The sequence below is a fragment of the Pseudokineococcus sp. 5B2Z-1 genome (genome assembly GCF_037482305.1).
In the GTDB taxonomy this organism is placed as follows: Bacteria; Actinomycetota; Actinomycetes; order Actinomycetales; family Quadrisphaeraceae; genus Pseudokineococcus.
Genome location: NZ_JBBHZG010000002.1, coordinates 787,831 through 808,044, shown reverse-complemented (window position 1 = coordinate 808,044; position 20,214 = coordinate 787,831). Strand labels below are relative to the sequence as shown.

The 20,214-nt window shown below is 77.9% G+C and carries 22 protein-coding genes; 8 read left to right on the top strand and 14 right to left on the bottom strand.

Annotation, left to right across the window (positions count from 1 at the left end; translation table 11 throughout):
- Window positions 1–89: 89 nt before the first annotated feature.
- Window positions 90–443, bottom strand: a complete 354-nt coding sequence (locus WDV85_RS07805; protein WP_339570096.1) for a PRC-barrel domain-containing protein — start codon at window positions 441–443, stop codon at window positions 90–92.
- Between the two features lie 158 nt (window positions 444–601).
- On the opposite strand from WDV85_RS07805, the gene WDV85_RS07800 reads away from it, so the two are divergent.
- Both WDV85_RS07800 and WDV85_RS07795 read left to right on the top strand, forming a co-directional pair.
- Window positions 602–1,552, top strand: a complete 951-nt coding sequence (locus WDV85_RS07800) for an aldose 1-epimerase family protein (RefSeq protein WP_339570095.1) — start codon at window positions 602–604, stop codon at window positions 1,550–1,552.
- On the top strand, window positions 1,549–2,424 hold the full coding sequence (locus WDV85_RS07795) for a hypothetical protein (protein WP_339570094.1): 876 nt from the start codon (window positions 1,549–1,551) through the stop codon (window positions 2,422–2,424). Before WDV85_RS07800 ends, WDV85_RS07795 begins: the two co-directional genes overlap by 4 nt.
- A 90-nt stretch (window positions 2,425–2,514) precedes the next feature.
- Here the strand turns inward: WDV85_RS07795 and WDV85_RS07790 are convergent, their stop codons facing one another.
- The 5 genes from WDV85_RS07790 to WDV85_RS07770 all read right to left on the bottom strand — a co-directional run bounded on the left by WDV85_RS07790 (window position 2,515) and on the right by WDV85_RS07770 (window position 6,892).
- Window positions 2,515–2,871, bottom strand: coding sequence for a histone-like nucleoid-structuring protein Lsr2 (locus WDV85_RS07790; RefSeq protein ID WP_339570093.1), 357 nt, complete (start codon window positions 2,869–2,871; stop codon window positions 2,515–2,517).
- Window positions 2,872–3,074: 203 nt separating this feature from the next.
- The gene (locus WDV85_RS07785; RefSeq protein ID WP_339570092.1) at window positions 3,075–3,287 is read right to left on the bottom strand and encodes a hypothetical protein; all 213 of its coding nucleotides are present in this window, start codon (window positions 3,285–3,287) and stop codon (window positions 3,075–3,077) included.
- 63 nt (window positions 3,288–3,350) lie between these two features.
- Window positions 3,351–4,928, bottom strand: a complete 1,578-nt coding sequence (gene lysS, locus WDV85_RS07780; RefSeq protein ID WP_339570091.1) for a lysine--tRNA ligase — start codon at window positions 4,926–4,928, stop codon at window positions 3,351–3,353.
- Between the two features lie 9 nt (window positions 4,929–4,937).
- Window positions 4,938–5,933: a pantoate--beta-alanine ligase gene (gene panC / locus WDV85_RS07775; RefSeq protein ID WP_339570090.1), complete on the bottom strand. Its 996-nt coding sequence runs from the start codon at window positions 5,931–5,933 to the stop codon at window positions 4,938–4,940.
- A gap of 74 nt (window positions 5,934–6,007) precedes the next feature.
- The gene (locus WDV85_RS07770) at window positions 6,008–6,892 is read right to left on the bottom strand and encodes a Rossmann-like and DUF2520 domain-containing protein (RefSeq protein ID WP_363326039.1); all 885 of its coding nucleotides are present in this window, start codon (window positions 6,890–6,892) and stop codon (window positions 6,008–6,010) included.
- A 183-nt stretch (window positions 6,893–7,075) separates the two neighbouring features.
- Here WDV85_RS07770 and WDV85_RS07765 point away from each other — a divergent pair, with 183 nt between their 5' ends.
- Window positions 7,076–7,807 carry a methyltransferase domain-containing protein gene (locus tag WDV85_RS07765; protein WP_339570088.1) on the top strand — a complete coding sequence of 244 codons (732 nt, stop codon included), beginning with the start codon at window positions 7,076–7,078 and terminating at the stop codon, window positions 7,805–7,807.
- A 32-nt stretch (window positions 7,808–7,839) separates the two neighbouring features.
- On the opposite strand, the gene WDV85_RS07760 is transcribed toward WDV85_RS07765, so the two are convergent.
- From WDV85_RS07760 to WDV85_RS07750, 3 genes are read right to left on the bottom strand one after another with little or no spacing between them, the layout of a single operon-like run.
- Window positions 7,840–8,331 carry an SRPBCC family protein gene (locus tag WDV85_RS07760; protein ID WP_339570087.1) on the bottom strand — a complete coding sequence of 164 codons (492 nt, stop codon included), beginning with the start codon at window positions 8,329–8,331 and terminating at the stop codon, window positions 7,840–7,842.
- Window positions 8,328–10,034: a PH domain-containing protein gene (locus WDV85_RS07755; protein WP_339570086.1), complete on the bottom strand. Its 1,707-nt coding sequence runs from the start codon at window positions 10,032–10,034 to the stop codon at window positions 8,328–8,330. The genes WDV85_RS07760 and WDV85_RS07755 overlap by 4 nt, the downstream gene beginning before the upstream one ends.
- Complete coding sequence (locus WDV85_RS07750) at window positions 10,031–10,531, bottom strand: PH domain-containing protein (RefSeq protein ID WP_339570085.1); 501 nt, start codon at window positions 10,529–10,531, stop codon at window positions 10,031–10,033. Before WDV85_RS07750 ends, WDV85_RS07755 begins: the two co-directional genes overlap by 4 nt.
- A gap of 93 nt (window positions 10,532–10,624) precedes the next feature.
- Here WDV85_RS07750 and WDV85_RS07745 point away from each other — a divergent pair, with 93 nt between their 5' ends.
- On the top strand, window positions 10,625–11,293 hold the full coding sequence (locus tag WDV85_RS07745) for a DUF1684 domain-containing protein (RefSeq protein ID WP_339570084.1): 669 nt from the start codon (window positions 10,625–10,627) through the stop codon (window positions 11,291–11,293).
- Between the two features lie 72 nt (window positions 11,294–11,365).
- Here WDV85_RS07745 and WDV85_RS07740 read toward each other — a convergent pair whose 3' ends face one another.
- The 3 genes from WDV85_RS07740 to WDV85_RS07730 form a co-directional block, all read right to left on the bottom strand.
- Window positions 11,366–12,334, bottom strand: a complete 969-nt coding sequence (locus WDV85_RS07740) for an ABC transporter substrate-binding protein (RefSeq protein ID WP_339570083.1) — start codon at window positions 12,332–12,334, stop codon at window positions 11,366–11,368.
- 183 nt (window positions 12,335–12,517) lie between these two features.
- Window positions 12,518–13,282, bottom strand: coding sequence for an ABC transporter permease (locus tag WDV85_RS07735; RefSeq protein ID WP_339570082.1), 765 nt, complete (start codon window positions 13,280–13,282; stop codon window positions 12,518–12,520).
- Window positions 13,279–13,989: an ABC transporter permease gene (locus WDV85_RS07730; RefSeq protein ID WP_339570205.1), complete on the bottom strand. Its 711-nt coding sequence runs from the start codon at window positions 13,987–13,989 to the stop codon at window positions 13,279–13,281. Before WDV85_RS07730 ends, WDV85_RS07735 begins: the two co-directional genes overlap by 4 nt.
- Window positions 13,990–14,016: 27 nt before the next feature.
- Here WDV85_RS07730 and WDV85_RS07725 point away from each other — a divergent pair, with 27 nt between their 5' ends.
- The 4 genes from WDV85_RS07725 to WDV85_RS07710 are packed head-to-tail and all read left to right on the top strand — an operon-like array spanning window position 14,017 to window position 17,799.
- Window positions 14,017–15,177 carry an ABC transporter ATP-binding protein gene (locus tag WDV85_RS07725; RefSeq protein ID WP_339570081.1) on the top strand — a complete coding sequence of 387 codons (1,161 nt, stop codon included), beginning with the start codon at window positions 14,017–14,019 and terminating at the stop codon, window positions 15,175–15,177.
- 55 nt (window positions 15,178–15,232) lie between these two features.
- Entirely contained in the window at window positions 15,233–16,144 is a 912-nt protein-coding gene (locus WDV85_RS07720) for a cation diffusion facilitator family transporter (RefSeq protein WP_339570080.1), read from the top strand.
- A gap of 43 nt (window positions 16,145–16,187) precedes the next feature.
- Window positions 16,188–17,072 carry an NAD(P)-dependent oxidoreductase gene (locus WDV85_RS07715; RefSeq protein ID WP_339570079.1) on the top strand — a complete coding sequence of 295 codons (885 nt, stop codon included), beginning with the start codon at window positions 16,188–16,190 and terminating at the stop codon, window positions 17,070–17,072.
- A gap of 34 nt (window positions 17,073–17,106) precedes the next feature.
- Window positions 17,107–17,799, top strand: a complete 693-nt coding sequence (locus WDV85_RS07710; RefSeq protein ID WP_339570078.1) for a hypothetical protein — start codon at window positions 17,107–17,109, stop codon at window positions 17,797–17,799.
- A 30-nt stretch (window positions 17,800–17,829) separates the two neighbouring features.
- On the opposite strand, the gene WDV85_RS07705 is transcribed toward WDV85_RS07710, so the two are convergent.
- Window positions 17,830–18,201, bottom strand: a complete 372-nt coding sequence (locus WDV85_RS07705) for a VOC family protein (RefSeq protein WP_339570077.1) — start codon at window positions 18,199–18,201, stop codon at window positions 17,830–17,832.
- A gap of 83 nt (window positions 18,202–18,284) precedes the next feature.
- Window positions 18,285–20,186 carry a PP2C family protein-serine/threonine phosphatase gene (locus WDV85_RS07700; protein ID WP_339570076.1) on the bottom strand — a complete coding sequence of 634 codons (1,902 nt, stop codon included), beginning with the start codon at window positions 20,184–20,186 and terminating at the stop codon, window positions 18,285–18,287.
- Window positions 20,187–20,214: the final 28 nt, after the last annotated feature.

Genomic DNA, 20,214 nt, shown 5'->3' with positions numbered 1-20,214 from the left:
CCCCCCCCCCCCCCCCCCCCGCCGCAGCAGCGCCTCGAGCCGGCCCAGCCACGAGCCGCGGCGCTCCCCCGCGCCGTGCCCCACGCCGCTCAGCGGCGGGCGAGGCGGCGGCCCGAGCCGTCGCCCGCGGGCTTGCCGTAGTGGGCGAAGACGGCGGGCTCGTCCTCGGCCTTGAGCTCCCCGTCGGTGTCGATGGCCGGGGCCTCCTTCACCAGGGTCTTGGAGTACGCGACCTTGACGTAGTCGGGCCCGACCGTCGCCCCGTCGAACGGCACGAAGACGAGGCGCTTGCCGCCCAGGAGGCCGCCCAGGGTGATGGTGCCGAAAGCCGGCTGGTCGGTCGCCGTGTCGACGTAGACGGCCTCGAGCTCGCCGATCTTGTCGCCGTCGGCGTCGACGACCTTGTGGCCCCGGTACTCGCGGATGTCGGATGCCTCGAACACGCTCGCTCCTCGGGTGGCGGTCGGCGCCCGGGGCGCCGTCCTCGTCGTGGGACGGCCTCCTGGCCGCCCACCGGGAGCCTAGGGAGGACGGGGCGGCCGCGCCCGCCGCGCCCGCCGTGGAGGGGCCGGGGCGGCCCGGCCCGCTAGCCTCGCGCGTCGTGCACCCCAGCGGCGAGCAGCACGTCCTCGAGCACGGCCCCCTGCGAGCGGTCGTCACGGAGGTGGGGGCGAGCCTGCGCTCCCTCACCGACGACGGTCGCGACTTGGTGGCCCCCTTCGACGCCGACGAGGTCCGCCCCGTCTACCGGGGCGCCGTCCTGGCGCCGTGGCCCAACCGCGTCGTCGACGGGCGCTGGCGCCTCGACGGCGTCGGCGCCGCCTCGGGGGTCGAGCAGCAGCTCGCCCTCACCGAGCCCCCGCGCGGGCACGCCCTGCACGGGCTGCTCGTCTGGGAGCGCTTCGCCCGCACCGGCGGGTCGGTCACCGCGGACGCCGCCGAGCTGGAGCTCTCCGCGCGCGTCGTCCCCCAGGCCGGCTACCCCTTCGCCGTCGACGTCGTCGTGGCCTACCGCCTCGACGACGCCGGCCTGACGACGACGGTCACGGGCACCGGGCTCGGCGACGACCCGGCGCCGTGGGGCTGCGCGGCCCACCCGTACCTCAGCGCCGGCACCGGCCGCGTGGACGACTGGACGGCCGCCGTCGACGCGTCCTCCTACCTCGAGGCCCGGGGGGCGCGGATGCTGCCGGGCGAGGTCCGCCCCGTGGACGGGACGCCGCGGGACCTCCGCGGCGGCCGCCCCCTGGCGGGCGTCGAGCTCGACGACGCGCTCACGGGGCTGGCGGCCGGCGAGGACGGCCTCGTCCGCTTCACGGTGGTCGACGCGCACGGCACCGGCGCCGCCGTCGCGTGGGACCCGGCCGTGCTGCCGTGGGTGCAGGTCCACACCGCCGACCGGCCCGAGCCGGAGCTCGACCGGGCCGGCCTCGCCGTCGAGCCCATGACGTGCCCGCCCGACGCCTTCAACAGCGGCACGGACGTCGTCCGCCTGGCCCGCGGCGAGAGCGCCTCCGCCTCCTGGACGATCTCCCCGCTGCGGGGCGCGTGAGCCCGACGCCTCGCGCGGTGGCCGACCCGCGCACGGGGTCGGCGCCGGTGGGCGGCGGGACGGGCACGTCGCTGGCGGACGCCCTCGACGGCGTCGCCGCCGCCGCGGGGCTGCGCGCCGTGCGGGTGCTCGACCGGGTGCCCGGCCCGGCGTCGGGGTGGACGACGCTCGCCGCGGCACTGGCGCCCGGGGCCGTCGAGCGGTGGGTCGCCACGACGGACGCCGGCCTGGCGCCCTGGCGCGGCGGCCGCCCCGCGCCCCGCCAGGTGGCTCCGACGTACGTCCTCGGCTGGGTGCTCGACGCCCTCGCCCAGGCGGGCGGGACGCCCTACGGCCTCCTGCGCCGCGCGCCCGCGCTCGACCTGGAGCGCGTCGCCGTCCGCCGCGCCCGCCCGCTCGGCCAGCCGGACGCCGTCGCCCTCGTCGGGGCCGGCGCGCGCTGCCTGCCCGGGGACGCCGCCGCCGTGCGCGCCGGCGACCGCCCGGCCGAGGACGAGGACCACCTGGCGGCGCTGCTCGGCGCGGACCTCGTGGCCTGCGCCCGGCGCGTCGAGGCGCTCTGGGCGCCGCGCGTCCGCGTGGGCTCGCTCCAGCGCTGGGGGTCGCTGGCCGACGCGCTCGACGCCGTGCTGGCCTCGGCCGGGGCCGCCCGCGGCGACGTGCCCGCGGGCCTGCGGGACGCCGCGCGGGTGCTCGCGCTCGCCCCCGAGCCGCTGCGCCGCCCCGCGCGCGCCCGCCCCGACACGACGCCGGGCGGGCCGGGCTGGACCCGCGACCGGCGCTCCTGCTGCTTCGCGCACGCCGTCGACCCCGCGCTCGTGTGCCGGACGTGCCCCCGGCTCTCACCGGGGAGGTCCGGGACGGCGCCCTGACGCGCTCCTGCAGGACTGTTCCGCAGGACGCACGAGGGCCCTGCGACCGCCGGGCGGTCGCAGGGCCCTCTTGCGTCGGCCGGGGGGCGCTCAGCCCTGCGCGGCCTTGTAGGCCTCGAGGACGGCGCCGGAGATGCGGCCGCGCTCGCTCACGGTGTGCCCGTTCTCGCGCGCCCACTCGCGCACGGCGGCCGTGTCGACGCCGCCCGCGGAGGAGGACGACGACGAGCCCGAGGAGCGGGTCGGGCGGCGGGCGCCGCCGGAGGAGCGGCCACCGGCCTTGCGGGCGTGGCCGACCCACGGGGCCAGCGCGTCGCGCAGCTGGGCCGCGCGCTCGCTCGTGAGGTCGATCTCGTAGCTGACGCCGTCGAGGGCGAAGGTCACGGTCTCGTCCGCCTCACCGCCCTCGACGTCGTCGATGAGGATGACCTTCGTCTTCTGCGCCATGTCGTCCACTCCTGGGGAGCTCAGCCCGGCAGGCCCGGGGACCGTTCCGCGGTTCTCCCGCGAGAGCTCGCGCAGGCCGCGCGCCGCTCTTCCGTGCGGCACGGATGATGGCAGCAGGAATGGCGGGCGTCAAAAGCGACGGACATTGTCGACCGGTGCCCCGACATCCTTTCCCGGGGCGAAGAGGGGAAAGCGCGACCTCCTCAGCGGGAGTCCTCGGCCGGGCGCCCGTCGTCCCCGTCGACCGTCCGGCGGGTCGCCTCCTCCCGGGCGGCGCGCCGCTCGGCCGCCTCGAGGCGCGCCTGCGCGGCGCGCTCGTCGCGGTCGGCGGAGATCATCTTGCGCACCACGACGACGAAGAGGGCGCAGACGGCCGCCGACGGCAGCAGGGCGCCCAGCACGGGCAGGAGGTCCACGCGCCCAGGGTAGGACGGCGCCCCGACCGGGTCGCCCCGCTCCCCCGGGCCCACCGGAGCGCGTCAGCGCCCGGGGCGCACCAGCGGGAAGAGGACCGTCTCGCGGATGCCGAGGCCCGTGAGCGCCATGAGCAGCCGGTCGACGCCCATGCCCACGCCGCCCGTGGGGGGCATGCCCGTCTCCATGGCGGCGAGGAAGTCCTCGTCGAGCTGCATGGCCTCGTCGTCGCCGGCCGCGGCGAGGCGCGCCTGCTCGACGAAGCGCTCGCGCTGCACGACCGGGTCGACGAGCTCGGAGTACCCCGTGGCGAGCTCGAAGCCCCGCACGTACAGGTCCCACTTCTCGACGACGCCGGGCTCGCTGCGGTGGGCGCGCACGAGGGGGGAGGTCTCGACCGGGAAGTCGCGCACGAAGGTCGGGCCGGAGAGCGTCGGGACGACGAGGTGCTCCCACAGGTGCTCGACGAGCTTGCCGTGCCCGCGGTCGCCGGCGTCGTCGCCGACGGCCATGCCGACCCGCCCCGCGAGGGCGAGCAGCTCCTCCGCCGGGGTCCGCGGCGTGACGACGGCGCCCGCCGCCGCCGACAGGGACGCGTACATCGACACCTGCGACCAGGGGGCCAGCAGCTCGTCCGCCTCCGGGAGCAGCAGGTCCGGCGCCGCCTCGCGGACGGCGCGCACGGACGCCTGCACGAGGTCGCGGGTGAGCTCGGCCATCGAGTCGTAGTCGCCGTAGGCCTCGTACATCTCGAGCATGGCGAACTCGGGGCTGTGGGTGGAGTCGGCGCCCTCGTTGCGGAAGTTCCGGTTGATCTCGAAGACCTTCTCGAGCCCGCCGACGACGCACCTCTTGAGGAAGAGCTCGGGGGCGATGCGCAGGAAGAGCTCCATGTCGAAGGCGTTGCTGCGCGTCGAGAAGGGCCGCGCGCTCGCCCCGCCGTGGAGCGTCTGGAGCATCGGCGTCTCGACCTCGAGGAAGCCCCGCCCGCCGAGCACCGAGCGCAGGGCGCCGACGACGGCGGCGCGGGCGCGCACGACCTGGCGGGCCTGGTCGCGCACGACGAGGTCGACGTACCGGGCGCGCACGCGCGCCTCCTCGGACATCTCCGCGCCCTCGTAGAGGTTGGGCAGCGGCCGCAGCGCCTTGGAGGCCAGCGCCCACGAGGCCGCCAGGACGCTCAGCTCCCCCGTGCCGCTCGTGACGACGCGTCCCGTGACCGAGACGTGGTCCCCGAGGTCGACGTCGGACTTCCAGGCCGCCAGGGCCTCGGCGCCGACGCCCACCGGGAGGCCGCGGTCGGGCCGCGCCTCCTGCGCGAGCATGACCTGCAGGCGCGTGCCGTCGCCCTCCTGCAGCACCGCGAAGAAGAGCTTGCCGCGACCGCGCTGGAAGACCACGCGGCCCGTGACCGACACCTCGTCGTCGGTCACCGCCTGCGCGCCGAGGTCGGCGTGGCGCTCGCGCACGGCCGCGAGCGTCGTCGTGCGCGGCACGCCCACCGGGTAGGGGTCGCCGCCGCCCTCGAGGATCCGGGCCCGCTTGTCGAGGCGGACCCGCTCCTGCTCCGAGCGCTCCGCCCCCGCGTCGCGGGGGGCTCCGGCGGCCGGGGTCGAGGGGTCGGTCGCGGGTGCGTCGCTCACCCGGCGAGGCTACCGGCGCCCCGCCGCTCCCCCGGCCGCTCCTCCGGCCGGCGCCTCGGCCGCACCGCCGTCCCGCGGCCCGAGGACGAGGGGCGCGTTGTCGATGAGGCGGACGGCGCCGACGCGCGCCGCCACGGCCAGCAGGGCCGGGCCCCGGTGGTCCTCGGGCACCTCCGCGAGGTCCTCGGGGTCCACGAGCGCCAGGTAGTCGACGTCGGCGCCCGGCTCCTCCGCGAGCGCGGCCGCAGCCGCGGCGCGCACGGCGGCCGCCCCCTCGGCGGCCCGCTCCTCGCCGCTGCGCAGCGCCCGGGAGAGCACCGCGGCGCGGGCGCGCCCGTCGGCGTCGAGGCGCGCGTTGCGGCTCGAGCGGGCCAGGCCGTCGTCCTCCCGCGCCGTCGGCGCGGCCACGACCTCGACGTCGAAGGACAGGTCGGCGACCATCCGCCGCACGAGGAGCAGCTGCTGCGCGTCCTTCTGCCCGAAGAGCACGACGTCGGGCCGGGTGAGGTGCAGGAGCTTGGTGACGACGGTGAGCACGCCGTCGAAGTGCCCCGGCCGGCTCGCGCCCTCGAGCACCTCCCCGAGCGGCCCGGCGACGACGCGCACCTGCGGCGGCCCGCCGGGGTAGACCTCTTCCACCGCGGGCGCGAAGACGACGTCGACGCCCTCCCGGCCCAGCAGCGCCAGGTCCCCCTCGAGGTCGCGCGGGTAGGACTCGAGGTCGAGCGCCTCGCCGAACTGCAGCGGGTTGACGAAGACGGTCGCCACCACCGAGCGGCCGCGCCCGCGCGCGGCGCGCACGAGGCCGGCGTGCCCCTCGTGGAGCGCCCCCATCGTCATGACGACGGCCACGGGACCCTCCAGCGCGGCCCGGGCGCGCGCCAGCTCGGCGCGGGTGCGCACGAGCAGCGGCCGCCCCTCCGAGCCCGCGGCCGGTGCGGCCGGTGCGGCCTGGTCGGTCGGGTCCTGCGGGGCGGTCGCGGCGTCGGGACCGGTGCTGCGCATGGCGCCCGGAACGACCCCCGTCGCCGTCCTCTTCCCCCCGGTCGCGTCGTCCCCCGTCCCGTCCGCGACGGCGCTCACGTCCGCGGCGGCGGGTCGGCCAGCAGCTCGAGGACGCGCGCGGCGTCCTCCGCGGCCAGCCGCCCCCGCGCCAGCGCGCGCAGCGCCGTCGCCCGCGCCATGGCGCGGTGGGCGTCCGGCACCTCGGTCGAGCCCGAGCGGGCCGCGTGCTCGGCCAGGGCGGCGCGGTGGGCGGCGAGGGTGCCGGCGTCGGCCCGCGCGACGGGGCCCGTGAGCGCGTCGTCGCCCGCGCGCACGGCGCCGTCGAGGCTCGCGTGCAGCAGGGGCCCGAGCACCCGCGCGGGCTCGTCCACGCCCGCGGCGGCGAGGAGCTCGCGGGCCTGGGCCACGAGCGTGACGAGGTGGTTCGCGCCGTGGGAGAGGGCCGCGTGGTAGAGCGGGCGGTCGGCCTCGGCGACGACCACCGGGTCGCCGCCCATCTCCACGACGAGCGCCTGCGCCACGGGGAGCACGGGCCCCGGGGCGGTGACGGCGAAGCTGCAGTCGACGAGCCGGGCCAGGTCGAGCGACGTGCCCGTGAAGGTCATGGCCGGGTGCACGGCGAGGGGGATGGCCCCTGCGGCGCGCGCCGGGGCGAGGACCTCGACGCCGTAGCGCCCGGCGGTGTGGACGACGAGCTGGCCCGCCTGCCAGCCGCCGGTGGCCGCGACGCCGGCGACGAGGTCGGCGAGGGCGTCGTCGGGCACGGCGAGCAGCACGAGCTCGGCCCGGCGCACGACCTCCGGCACCTCGAGCAGGGGCACGCCCGGCAGGAGGGCGCCGACGCGCTCGCGGGTGCGCTCGGAGACGCCGCTGGCGCCGACGACGGCGTGGCCGGCGGCGCGCAGCGAGGCGCCGAGGACGGCGCCGACCCGCCCGCCGCTGACGACGCCGACGCCCAGCCGACCCGGGCGCGAGGCGGGGTCCGCGCCCCCGGCGGGCGCCGTCCTCCCGCGATCGGGCCCGCCGGGGAGCGGGTCACCGGGGAGGGGGGCTCCGGGGGGCGGCTCGACCACGCGGCGGATCCTCGCACGCGCCGGAGGGGCGTCCCCGGCGCCGACCGGGTCGGCGCCTACTGTCGCCGCGTGGGCAGGCACGAGCGGGTGGCGGCGCTGGCCGGCGAGGACCTCGCGGGGCTCGAGGTCGCCGACCTCGGCTGCGGCCCGGGGCGCACCGTGCGCGCCCTGCTCGCCGCGGGACCGCGCCGCGTGCACGCCCTGGACCGCACCTCGGGCCTCGACGACGACGTGCTCGCCGACGCACGGGTGCGCAGCCGCCTGGCCGACCTCGACGAGGGCGTGCCCCTGGCGGACGGGAGCCTCGACGCCGCGGTGTCCCTCAACGTCGTCGAGCACCTCGCCTCCCCCGTCGAGCACCTCGTCGACTGCCATCGCGCGCTCGCGCCGGGCGGCCGGCTCGTGCTCGCGCACAGCGACTGGGACACCGCCCTCTTCACGAGCTCCGACGACGGGCTCACCCGGGCCCTCGTCGACCGCTTCGTCGCCGCGGCCCACGGTCCGGCGCCGCGCTCGGACGGCTTCATGGGGCGCAAGCTGCTCGGGCTGTCGGGCGCCTCCGGCGCGCGCGGCGCGCCGTGGGAGGTGGAGGGCGTGGAGGTCTGGGCCGACGGGCACCGGCGCTTCGACGACGGCTCGGTGGCCTGGAAGGTCGCCACCGCCGTGCTGGCGGCCGCGGGCGACGAGCCCGCGCTCGCGGCGCGGGCCGCGGGCTGGGTCGAGGACCTGCGCGCCCTCGCGGACGCCGGCCAGTTCCTCTTCGCCGTCACCGACGTCGCGGTGGTCCTGCGCCGCGCGTGAGGCCCCGGCGCCCGGCCGCCGGGTCGGGCTCCCTACTCGTGGACGCGGCCCTCGACGTCGTCGTCCTCCTCGTCGGGCGAGCGCCGGCCGGTGCGGCCGAGCACGAGCTGCTCGAGGCGGTTGAGGCACTCGCGCTGCCGCGGACCGAGGAGGAGGGCGCGCAGCGGCTGGGGCACGAGGAGCATGACGCCCGTGATGACGTCCTCCCACATGACCACGCGCGTGCCGCCGTCGGGCGCCTCCTCGAGGCGGATGTCGATGCGGGCCTGGCCCCACGGCCAGCCGCGCGCCGTGAGCATGAGGCGGTCGGGCAGGTCCGAGGCCAGGACGGTCGTGTGGTCGTCCAGGTGCAGCGGCCACGGCCCCGTGGAGTGGTGCAGCCGCTGCCCCTCGTCGGGCCAGCGGGCCTCGACCGCGCGGATCCGCGTGGCGCCGACGACCCAGAGGCCGTAGAGCCACCCGTCGGAGAGCACGTCGACGACGTCCTCGCGCGGGCAGGGCATGGTGCGTTCCACGGTGGTCACGGCGCATCCTCCCGCCCCGGGGCACCCGGGCGCGCGACGACGTCGGGCCGGCGCTCCTGCACGGGGGACGCCCCGGTGCCCTCGGCGGTCGGCCCGGCCCCCTCCGGCGTCCCGCCGGTGGCGCCCGCCGCGCCGCGCGAGGCGGCGGCCAGGTCCTCCATCCACCGCTCGGGGCCGGCGCTGCTGCGGGCGGCGCGGGCCCGGGCGGCCTGCTCGGCGAGCAGCCGGGCGGCGTCGGGCGCCGCCAGGTGCTCGGCGCGCGGGCGGACCGGGCCGGGCGTCGCGTGCGCGGTCACCGTCGCGAGCCCGAGCCGGCGCTGCAGCGGCCCCTGCTCCAGGCCCAGGCTCTGCGTGCGCTCGTGGGGGACGACGTCGAGCTGGCGCACGAGCCGGCCGCTGCGCACGAGGAGGGCCGTGCCGGTGGTGCGGTAGCCGCGCCGGCGCCAGGCCACCGGGTCCAGCCAGCGCGCCGAGCGCGGGGCGTCGACCCAGCCGTGCGTGCGGCCGGTGCCCTCGAGACCGGACCCCAGGACGCCCGCCGGGTCCTCGCAGCCCGGGTCGGGCAGGAGGAGGGAGAGGACCTCGACGGCCTGCGCGCGCGTGCCGACGGGCAGGAGCACCGTCTCCTTGCCGGCGTCGTCGGCGCCGCCGCCCGCGTACCCGGCCACGTCCATCTCCATGGCCCACCAGTCCGGGCCGCGCCACAGCAGCGGCTGCCGCAGCCGGACGGCCTGCACCCGCCCCGGGGGCACGGTCTGCGCCCGCGTCTCCGTGAGGCCGTGGCGCAGGCGCAGCCCGTCCGGCGACGCGGCGATGCGGAAGCCGAAGCCGCGCGCGAAGGCGCCCCAGACGCCCGTGGCGACGCCGAGCACCGCGGGGACGAGCCCGAAGGCGATGCCGGGCTCGCCCGTCACGAGCACGACGACGACCAGCACGACGAGGGCGACGGCCCCGAGGACGGGCCACACGGAGCGCAGCATGCTCAGCAGGAGCCGGTCGACGGGGACCTGCAGCACCTCCCGCTCGGGCGCCTCGGGCGCCTCCCCGGTCTCGTCGACCTGCACCCCGGCGGCCCGCGCCAGCAGCGTGCGGCGCAGGCGCTGGGCGTCGGCCGAGCGCAGGTAGGCCAGCGACACGTCGGAGCCGCTGCCGCCCGCCACCTCGAGCTTGAGCTCGGACAGGCCCGTCAACCGTGCCACGAGCGGCTGGACGACGTCGACGGCCTGCAGGCGGTCGAGGCGGACGCGCCGGTGCTGGCGGAAGAGGACGCCGGTGCGCAGCTCGACGACCTCCTCCCCCACCCGGAAGCGGGTGAACCGCCAGGTCACGTACGCCCACGCCGCCACGACCAGCGCGCCGACGCCGACGAGGCCGAGGGTGAAGACGAGCTGGAAGCGCCCGAAGGCGTCGCCGCCCCCGTCCCCCGGCGAGAAGGCGCGCTCGCCGCGCTGCTGCACCACGAAGAAGAGGAGGACGGCGAGCACCGCCCACCCCCGCACCAGCGGGGTGACGGGGTGCATGCGCTTCCACGTGCCGTCGGCCTCGGGCGCCGGCTCGGGGTCGCGGACGCCGGTGGCCGCCGCGGCGGCGACGTCGTCCGGCGGGTCGACGGCGCCGCTCGGGTCCGGGGTGCTCGGGTCGGGAGCGCCCGGGCGGTCGGGCTCCGCCGGACCGCCGGTCCCAGGCGGCGGCGCTGCCGTCACAGGCCCGCCATCCGGGCCTCGCCGCGGGAGGCGAGGCGGTCGCGCAGCCGCTCGGCCTCGGCGGGCGGCAGCCCGGGGATGCTCGCGTCGGTGCCGGCCGAGGCGGTGTGGAGCTGGACGGTGGCGATGCCGGCCCACCGGTCGACCGGCCCGGCGGTGACGTCGACGTACTGCATGCGGCCGTAGGGCACGACGACGAGGGTCCGGAAGAGGAGGCCCTGGCGGACGAGGAGGTCGTCGTCGCGCTCGGCGTAGCCGATGGCGGCGACCTGTCGCCCGATGACGACCTGGCGCAGCACCCCGACGGCGGCGAAGGGCAGCCAGAGCAGCAGGACCCACCACCGGTCGAGGAGGACGGCGAGCAGCACGGCCGGCACCAGCGGCACCAGCGCGCCGATGGCGCTGCCCACCCGCCGGACCGTCGCCAGCCGCGGCGACACCCGGGTCCAGCTCACGCCCTCGGGGTCGAAGACCCCGTCGTCCGCCCTCGCTGCCATGTCTCCCCGCTGTCCGTCCGTGGTCCGTCCGCCTGTCGGCCGCCCGGGTCCTCCGCACGAGCCGCCCGGGCCCCTCGGTGCGAGGGTGGCACGGTGACGACGACGAGCACCGACAGCCCCGCCGCATCCTCGCGCCTCGACGTCCTCGACTGGCGGCGGCGCGTCGAGCGCCTCTACGCCGCCGTCCGCGAGGAGGCGTGGCGCGACCCGGCGGCGGCGCACGTGACCTGGCGCCGCGGCCGCGACGAGCTCCTCGGCGGGCACCCGTCCTCCCCGCTCCTGCCCGAGCACCGGGAGGGCTTCGCCGGCCTGCCGGTGGCCCCCTACGACCCGGCCCACCGCCACGAGGTCGAGGTCGAGCCGTGGACGGCCGGCCCGGACGCCGACGGCGGCTCCTTCTCCTACCGGACGGGCACGGACGGCGTCGTCGCCTTCGAGCGGGCCGGGACCGCCGAGCTGCCCGGGGTCGGCGCCCTCGCGCTGTGGTGGCTGGTGGGCTACGGCGGCGGCCTCTTCGTCCCGGTGCGCGACGGGGGCTCGGGCCGCGCCTCGTACGGCGGGGGTCGCTACGTGCTCGACACCGTCAAGGGCGCGGACCTCGGCTCCGTCGGGGAGCGGCTCGTGCTGGACCTCAACTTCGCGTACCCGCCCTCGTGCGCCTACGACCCCGCGTGGGCGTGCCCGCTGCCCCCGGCGGAGAACCGCGTGGACGCCGTCCTCGAGGTGGGTGAGCTCCACGAGGGGCCCTGGGCCGAGCACTGACGGGCGAGGGCCCCGCCGCGGTCGCGGCGGGGCCCTCGTCGTACGCGGTGCGGCCCGCGGAGGGCGGCGGCGTCAGCCCTCGATGAGCCCCTGCTCGACGAGGTAGTCGCGGGCGACGTCCTCGGGCAGCAGGCGCTGCTCGTCGACCTGGAGGTTGAGCTGCGTGAGGTCCTCCGTCGTGAGGACGGGCGCGAGCTGGTTGAGCGCCTCGGCGACCGCCGGGTCCCCCGCCGTCTCCTCGTTGACGACGGGCACGAGGTTGTCCGCCGCCTGCAGGCCCTCGTCGTCCTCGAGGATGACGAGGCCGAGCCCGTCCAGCGTGCCGTCCGTCGTGCCCGTGAGACCGAGCTGCGCGGTGCCGTCGACGACCTTCTGCTTGCCCGTCAGGCTGGCGAAGGAGTCTCCGGTCACGCCCGTGATGTCGAGGCCGTACGTCTCCTCGAGGCCGGGCGCGCAGAACGGCCGGTCGAGGCACTCGTCGCCGGCGGCGAGCTGGATCGGCTGGCCGAGCTCGCCGAGGTCGGAGAGCGTCGTCAGGCCGTTCTCGTCGGCGAAGGCCTGGGTGACGTAGAAGCCGTTGGTGTCCTGCGCCTCGGCGGGCTCGAGAAAGGCGAGGCCCTGCTCCTCGGCGAGGGGCTCGCCCGCCGCGATCGTCTCCTGGACGTCGCTGCTGGTGATCTCCTCGGCGTCGGGGCCGTTGGCCTCGCGGTTGAGGTACTGCACGAAGGTCGCCGCGTACTCCGGCACGACGTCGATCTCGCCGCTGACGAACGCCGGCGCGTAGATCTCGCGCTGCTCGGCCGTCTGCAGGTCGACGTCGTAGCCGGCCTCCTCGAGCAGGAGGGCGTACATGTTCTCCATCACCGACATCTCGGTGAACTGGGCGCCGCCGACGACGATCGAGCCGCCCCCGCCGCCACCGGTCGCCTCCGCGCCGGAGCCGCCGTCGGCCTCCTCGAAGGCGTCGCCACCGCCGCCGCAGGCGGACAGCAGCAGGGTGCCGGCCAGGAGGCCGGGCAGGAAGAGCTTCTGGGTGCGCACTCGGGGTCTCGCCTTCTGTGTCCCGCGACCGCTCCGGGCCGCGCGTGTCCGGCGCGGGCCGGGGGGCCCGCACGATCCGCTAGTAGAACCTGCCGCCGGGGCCGCCGTCGCGCCGGGGCGGGCCTGGGGTCGTCACGATCGCGTCACGCGCCGCCCGGCCCGGTCCCGTGCCGTCCGCGGCGGTCAGCGGGAGGCCTGCGCCGCCCCGCGGGCGGACGTGCCCGCGCCGGCCCCGTCGGGACGGCGTCCCTGCTCGTCGTCGACCTCCTCCGGCTCCGGCGAGCGGGTGCGCCCGCTGGAGCGCCGGGCGGCGCGGCGCTCGACGACCCCGAGCCCGAGCTCGGTGGCGAGGGCCAGGAGGGCGACGAGGACGGCGCCCACGACGACCTGTGCCTGGTCCTGGCGCACGAAGCCCTGGTTGATGATGCGACCGAGGCTGCCGCCGCCGACGAGCCCGATCACCGTGGTCGTCGCGACGACCTGGACGGCGGCGAGCCGGAGCCCGGACATCATGAGCGGGGTCGCCAGCGGGAGCTCGACGCGCCGCAGGAGCTGCCAGCCGCTCATGCCGAGCCCCCGACCGGCGTCGACGGCGGCGCGGTCGGCCTCGCGCACGCCCGTCCACGTGTTCGTCAGCAGCGGCGGCACCGTGAAGAGGGCGAGCGCCAGCACGAAGCTCTGGAGGTTGGCGCCGAAGGGGGCGGGCAGCAGCACGAAGACGACGAGCAGCGCGAAGGTCGGCACGGCGCGCCCGAAGCCGCCGATGTTGAGGGCGACGAACCCGCCGCGACCGAGGTGCCCGAGCCACAGGCCCACGGGCACGGCGACCACGACGGCGAGCAGCAGCGCGAGCGCGCTGATGCCGACGTGCTCGACGAGGCGGTTGCCGAGCCCCCCCGGGCCCGACCAGCTCTCCGGGTCCAGGAGGTAGTCCACGACCGCGCTCACGCCGCCGCCCCCCGGCGCCAGGGGGTCAGCTGCCGTCGCAGCAGGACCAGCACGGCGTCGACGAGCAGCGCCAGCACCACGCACATGATCGACGGGATGAGGACCTCCGCCCGGAAGTTGCTGGTGAGGCCCGAGTAGATGAGGTTGCCCAGGCCGCCGGAGTCGAAGAGGAAGCCGATGGTCGTGAGGGCCACGGTCGAGACCGCGGCGATCCGCAGGCTGGCGAAGGCCGTCGGCAGGGCGAGTGGCAGCTCGACCTCCCGCAGCAGCCGCCACCGGCCGTAGCCCATGCCCGTGGCGGCGTCCACGGCCGCGGTCGGGACGGCGTCGAGCCCCGCGACGAGACCGCGCACGAGCACCGTGAGCGAGTAGAGGACGAGAGCGACGACGACGGTCGACGCGTTGAAGCCGACGACGGGCAGCAGGAGGGAGAACATCGCCAGCGACGGGATCGTGTAGACGACCGTCGAGGCGCCCAGCACGAGGCTGCGCAGCCACGCCGTGCGGTGGGCCAGCACGCCCAGGGGCAGGGCGATGACCACGCTCACGACCAGGGTGACGAGCAGGATGGTGACGTGCTCCTGCAGCGCCGCCAGGATCTGGTCGGAGCGGGTCGTCACGTACAGCGGGCACAACCACTCGTTGCGCACCAGGCAGTTGTCCGCGACGCTCCCGGAGTGCAGAACGGGACTGGCAGCGACCTGCATCACCGGCGCGACGGTAGTGGAGACGCCATGATCCGGCTCGACGGCCTGGGCAAGCGCTACCCCGACGGCACCGTCGCGGTGGACTCCCTCGACATGGAGGTCGGCCGCGGCGAGCTCGTCGCCCTCGTCGGTCCCTCGGGGTGCGGCAAGTCGACGACGCTGCGGATGGTCAACCGGCTCATCGAGCCGACGAGCGGGCGCATCGTCCTCGACGGCGACGACGTCACCGACGTCAGCGCGGTCGAGCTGCGCCGCCGCATCGGCTACGTCATCCAGCAGGTCGGCCTGTTCCCGCACCTCACCGTCGGCGACAACGTCGCCACCGTGCCCCGCCTGCTCGGCTGGGACAAGGCCCGCCGTCGCGAGCGGACCGCGGAGATGCTCGACCTGGTGGGACTGCCGGCGAGCACCTACGCCGACCGCTACCCGCACGAGCTCTCCGGGGGCCAGCAGCAGCGCATCGGCGTGGCGCGCGGGCTGGCGGCCGACCCCGACGTCCTCCTCATGGACGAGCCGTTCGGCGCCGTCGACCCCATCGCCCGCGACCGCCTGCAGGGCGAGTTCCGGCGCATCCAGTCCGAGCTGCACAAGACCGTGCTCTTCGTCACCCACGACATCGACGAGGCCGTCCGGCTGGCCGACCGCATCGCCGTCTTCAGCGAGGGCGGCCGGCTCGAGCAGCTCGCCGAGCCCGCCACCGTCCTCGGGGCGCCGGCCAACCAGTTCGTCGCCGACTTCGTCGGCAGCGACCGCGGCCTGCGCCGCCTCGCCGTGCAGCCGGTGGAGGAGGACGACCTCGTGCACCCGCCCGTCGTCCGGCTCGCCGACCGCGCGGCGGACGCCCGCCGCGCCATCGACGGCGCCCCGGAGCCGTACGCCGTCGTCGTCGACGACGCGGGCGACCTGCGCGGCTGGGTCGGCGCGCGCGCCCTCGAGGAGTGCCCGCCCGACGCGCGCGTCGAGGAGGTCGCGCGCCGCTTCGACGAGACGGTCCAGGTCGGTGACTACCTGCGCCGCGCCCTCTCCGAGCTCGTCCAGCACGACGCGGGCTGGCTGCCCGTCCTCGACGGCGACCGCTTCCTCGGCGTCCTCACCCCGGACGCCGTCTACGCGGCGCTGCGTCGCACCGTGCCGGGCGACGGCGGCGTCGACGCCGAGCACGAGGCGCCGCTGCTGCGCGCCGTCTGACCCGGCGGTCCGCCGCCGTCCCGTGGCCGGGAGGGCCGTCGGCCACCATGGGGGCATGGGGCACGACCACGGGCACGCGACGGCGACCGGACGGCACCGCGGGCGGCTGACGGCCGTCCTCGTCATGACGCTCGTCGTCATGGTCGCCGAGGTCGTCGGCGCGCTCGTGTCGGGGTCGCTCGCGCTGCTCGCCGACGCGGGGCACATGCTCACCGACGCCTCGGGCCTCGGGCTGGCGCTCGTGGCGTCCGTGCTCGCCGCCCGCCCCGCCACCGGGCGGCGCTCCTTCGGGCTGGCGCGCGCCGAGGTCCTGGCCGCCGCCGCCAACGCGCTGCTGCTCCTCGGGGTGGCGGCCTTCGTCCTCGTCGAGGGCGTGCGCCGCCTGCTCGACCCCCAGCCGGTCGCGGCGGGGCCGATGCTCGTCGTCGCCCTCGCCGGGCTCGCCGTCAACGTCGTGGGGCTGCGGCTCCTGCACGCCGGCTCCGGGGAGAGCCTCAACGTGCGCGGCGCCTACCTGGAGGTCCTGGCCGACCTGCTGGGCTCGGTGGCCGTCGTCGTGGCCGCCCTCGTCGTCGCGCTCACCGGCTGGGTGCGCGCCGACGCCGTCGTCTCGCTCGGCATCGGGCTCCTCGTCGTCCCCCGGGCCCTGGCCCTGCTGCGGGACACCCTCGACGTCCTCCTCGAGTCGACGCCGCGGGGGGTGGACCTCGAGGACGTCCGCGCGCACGTGCTGTCCGCCGAGGGCGTGCTCGACGTCCACGACGTCCACGTGTGGACCCTCACCGGCGGCCTGCCCGTCATGTCGGCGCACGTCGTCGTCGCCGAGGACGCCCTCGACCGCGCGGGCTCGGGGCGGGTCCTCGACGCCCTGGGCGCGTGCCTGGCCGACCACTTCGACGTCGAGCACTCGACCTTCCAGCTCGAGCCGGCGGGGCACGCCGCCCACGAGGGCGCCCGGCACGCCTGAGGCACCGCGGGCGCCGGCTCGCGGCGGGGGCGAGGATCGGACCATGAGCGAAGCCGCCCCCTCCCCCGCACCCGTCGCCGTCCTGGGCGCCGGGCTCCTCGGCGCCGCCATGGCCGCGCGCCTCGGCGAGCAGGGCCACGACGTCCGGCTGTGGAACCGCTCCCCGGAGCGCGCCGCGCGGGCGGCCGACGGCGCGGACGGGGTCCGGGCGGTGGCGGAGCTGGCGGAGGCCGTGGACGGCGCGGCGGTGGTGCTGACGGTCCTGCGCGACGGCGACGCGGTCGCCGACGTCGCCGGCCGCTTCCTCCCGCTGCTCGGCGACGGCGGCGACGGGCCGGTGTGGGTGCAGGCCAGCACGGTCGGCCCCCGCGCCGCCGGGGAGCTGCGCGCGCAGGCGGACGCGGCCGGTGCCGCCTTCCTCGACGCCCCGGTGTCGGGCAGCACGGACCCGGCCCGCCGCGGCGCCCTGACGTGGCTCGTGGCCGGCGACGCCGCGGTGCTGGACCGGGCGCGCCCCGTGCTCGACGACCTCGGCCAGCGCGTGCAGCACGTGGGCGAGGCCGAGGAGGCGAGCGCGCTGAAGCTCGTCGTCAACGCGTGGATGACGGGGGCGACGGCCGTCATGGCCGACGCCCTGGCGCTGGCCGAGCGGCTCGGCACCGACCCCGGGGCGCTGCGCGAGGTCCTCGACGGCGGTCCCCTCGGCATGCCCTACGCCCTCGGCAAGGCCGCGATGATGACGAGCGGCGACTACCCGGCGGGCTTCCCCGCCGAGCTGGCCCTCAAGGACCTGGACCTCGCCGCGGACGGCGGCGCGCTGCCCGGCGCGCTCGAGCCGGTCCGCGAGCGCCTGCGCGCCGTGGCCGACGGCGGGCGCGGGCGCGAGGACGTCGCCGTCCTCGCCGAGGCGCCTCCCGCGCAGGGATGAGGGGCGCACGGGTCAGGGCGGGCGGCGGCACCGCGTGAGCGCCCCCGACGCCGGCGCCTTCGGCGACTACCTCGTCAGCTCGCGCGACGCCGAGGAGTACCGGGCGATGTTCGCCCTCTCGGACGCCGACCTGGAGGGTGGGGTCCTCGACTGCCCGGGAGGCGGGTCGAGCTTCACGGCCACGGCCCGCGCCGCGGGTGTCGACGCCCGCGCCGTCGACCCGGTCTACGCCCGGCCCGTCGACGACCTCGCGGCGCAGCTGCGCGAGGAGCTGGAGAGGGGCCGGGCCTGGATGAGCGCCCGCTCCGGCGCCTACCGCTGGGACGACCACGGCGACCCCGAGGTCCTCACGCGCCGCCGCGCCGCGTCCGCGGCCGCCTTCGTCGCCCACCTCCGCGCCGAGCCGGACCGCTACGTGGCCGCGTCCCTGCCGCACCTGCCGATGGCCGAGGGCGAGGTCGACCTCGTGCTCTCCTCGCACCTCCTCTTCACGTACGCCGACCGCCTCGACGCCGCGGCCCACCTCGCGGCGCTGCGCGAGATGCTCCGCGTGGCCCGCCGGCAGGTGCGCGTCTACCCGCTGCTCGACGCGAGCGGGCACGCGCTGCCCGTTCTCCTGGAGGGCGTGGTCGCCGACCTCCGGCGCGACGGCGTCCGCGCGCGGGTCCGGGCCGTCGCCCACGAGTTCCAGCGCGGGGCCGGGCGGATGCTCGTCCTGGAGCGGTAGGACGCGGAGCGCCGACGCCGCTCGGCGGGCTCAGGCAGGTCTGTCCTCCTCGAGGTAGACGAGCCCGTTGCCGTCCGGGTCCTCGACGTGGAACATCGGCGGGACGCCGTCCCAGCGCAGCACCTCCGGGTTGTGGAGCACCACCCCCGGCGTGCCGGCGAGACGGGCGTGCGCCGCGGCGGCGTCCGTCGTGCCGAGACGCACGGCCATCGGCAGCGGGCTGTCGGGCGGCAGCAGGACCAGTCCCACCGAGGAGCCCGGGGGCACCACCTCCACGTAGCGCGCCCCCGGCCACGCCTCCTCGTCGACGCGCACCTCGCAGCCCAGCACCTCGGTGAAGAAGGCCAGCGCCCGGTCCTGGTCGGCCACCCGCAGGGACACGCTGAGCACTCTCGTCGTCATCGCCATGCCCGTGCAGACCCCCGCGGTGGCGAGCGCTCATCGGCCTCGTGGCGGGCGAGGGCGAGCCGCCCCGTCGTCCGGCGTTAGAGGATCCGCACGGCCACCAGCGCCACGTCGTCCTCCCGCGGGCCCGGCGCGCAGGCGTCCAGCACGACGTCGCAGAGCCGCTGCGCGGAGCCGCGGACGTCGGCGGGGAGGCCCGAGAGCGTCTCCAGCAGCCGCGCCTGCCCGACGTCGAGGCCCTGGTCGCGCCGCTCGAGGAGGCCGTCGGTGCACAGGACGAGGACGTCGCCGGGGGCGAGGACGGTCGAGACGGGGTTGCGCTGCGTCGTCGGCCGGACGCCGAGGAGCAGGTCGTGGGTCGTCGCGGGGACCTCCGCGCGCCCGCCCGCGCGGAGCACGACGGGCGGGGGGTGGCCGGCGTTGGACCACACGAGCCGCCACCCCCGTGGCCCGAGGTCGTCGAGGCGACCGACCAGCGCGGTCGCCGTCGTGGCGAGGCCCAGGCCCGCCATCGCGGCGTCGGTCCGCGCGAGGACGGCGTCCGGCGGCTCGTCCGTCGTGTACGCGATCCCCCGCAGCAGGCTCCGCAGCTGGCCCATGGCGGCCGCGGCCTCGACGTCGTGGCCCATGACGTCGCCGATGACGACGACCGGCGAGCCCGTGGGCTGGACGAGGACGTCGTACCAGTCCCCGCCCACCTCGACGCGGCGCGCCGACGGCTCGTAGCGCACCGCCACCTCGAGCCGCTCCAGGCGCGGCGGCGGGGTGAGCATGCTGCGCTGCAGGCCCTCCGCGAGCCGCTTCTGCGCGCGGAAGAGGGCCGCGGCGTCGAGGGCGGCCCCGGCGCGGCGCGCCACCTCCGTCGCCGTCTCCACCTCGGCGGCGGTGTGCGCCCCGCGCTCGCCGGTCGTCACGAGGAGCATCGACCCGACGGTGCGCCCGCGGACGCCGAGCGGCAGCACGACGGTGCCGTGCGGCTCCAGCGCGCGGAAGGCCGCGGCGGTCGCCGCGTCGGGCAGGGCGGCCCGCAGCACCTCCTCCGTCATCCGCTCGACGACGAGCGGGCGCCGCGAGCGCACCGGGTCGCTCAGGGCCGCCCCCACGCCGCGGCCCCGGACGGTGGCGCGGCCCAGGGCGGCCACCTCGCCGGAGCGGGCGGGGTCGCGGTGGGCCGCGCCGCCCTCGCGCCAGCGACCGTGCTCGTCCACGAGCAGCACGAGGCACCAGTCGGCGAGCGCGGGGACGACGAGGCGCGCCAGCTCGCCCACCGAGCGGTCCACGGCGGCGGTCTCGAGCACCTCGGAGTCGGCCAGCGGGGCGTCCGCCCACGCCGTCGTCCCCTCGCCGCCGGTGCTCGTGGCGGCGGCGAGGACGCGCCCGACCTCGGAGAGGACGCCGAGGCGCGCCCGCGCGTCCTCGACGTCCGCGAGCGCCCGGTCGCGCTGCTCGTCGGCCGCCACGCGGGCGAGCGCCTGCGCGGCCAGGGCGCCGAGCGCCTCGAGGAGCACGGCGGCCTCGTCGGGCGGCGGAGCGGTCCACGTGGCCCGCAGAGCCCCCAGGACCGCTCCCCGCACCCGCAGCGGGACGGCGGCCACGGCGGCCCCCTCGGCGGCGACGCGGGGGAAGCGGCGGGCGACCTCGGCCGCGGTCACGGCGGCGACCACCCGGCCGGTGCGCGCGCTGGCGCACTCGGGCAGGTCGCCGTCCGGCGGCGGGGCGGCACCGAGGTCGAGGGTCTCCGGCGCGGCGCCGGGCGCCGACCACCGCAGCGCGGGCGCCTCCTCCCCCGGCCCGCCCAGCAGCACGGCCCCGCCGGTGGCCCCCGTCGTCCGCAGGCCGGCCCGCAGGACCCGCTGCACCACCTCGGCGCGGGTCGTCGCGCCGACCAGCGCGGTGGCGACGTCGAGCAGCGCCCACGACGGCGGCGGCCCGGCGGCGTCGGCGGGTCCCCCGGGGCGGTCCGGCCCGTACGGCGGCGTCATGGCGGGGACGGCTGCGTCACGGGCGCCG

What these genes read in the sequence shown, in the direction of transcription:
- panC (WP_339570090.1), bottom strand. Translation starts at nt 5,933, where the DNA reads ATGCGCAGCACCGGTCCCGACGCCGCGACCGCCCCGCAGGACCCGACC.
- WDV85_RS07730 (WP_339570205.1), bottom strand. Translation starts at nt 13,989, where the DNA reads ATGCAGGTCGCTGCCAGTCCCGTTCTGCACTCCGGGAGCGTCGCGGAC.
- WDV85_RS07725 (WP_339570081.1), top strand. Translation starts at nt 14,017, where the DNA reads ATGATCCGGCTCGACGGCCTGGGCAAGCGCTACCCCGACGGCACCGTC.
- WDV85_RS07715 (WP_339570079.1), top strand. Translation starts at nt 16,188, where the DNA reads ATGAGCGAAGCCGCCCCCTCCCCCGCACCCGTCGCCGTCCTGGGCGCC.
- WDV85_RS07705 (WP_339570077.1), bottom strand. Translation starts at nt 18,201, where the DNA reads ATGACGACGAGAGTGCTCAGCGTGTCCCTGCGGGTGGCCGACCAGGAC.
- WDV85_RS07790 (WP_339570093.1), bottom strand. Translation starts at nt 2,871, where the DNA reads ATGGCGCAGAAGACGAAGGTCATCCTCATCGACGACGTCGAGGGCGGT.
- WDV85_RS07700 (WP_339570076.1), bottom strand. Translation starts at nt 20,186, where the DNA reads ATGACGCCGCCGTACGGGCCGGACCGCCCCGGGGGACCCGCCGACGCC.
- WDV85_RS07720 (WP_339570080.1), top strand. Translation starts at nt 15,233, where the DNA reads ATGGGGCACGACCACGGGCACGCGACGGCGACCGGACGGCACCGCGGG.
- WDV85_RS07750 (WP_339570085.1), bottom strand. Translation starts at nt 10,531, where the DNA reads ATGGCAGCGAGGGCGGACGACGGGGTCTTCGACCCCGAGGGCGTGAGC.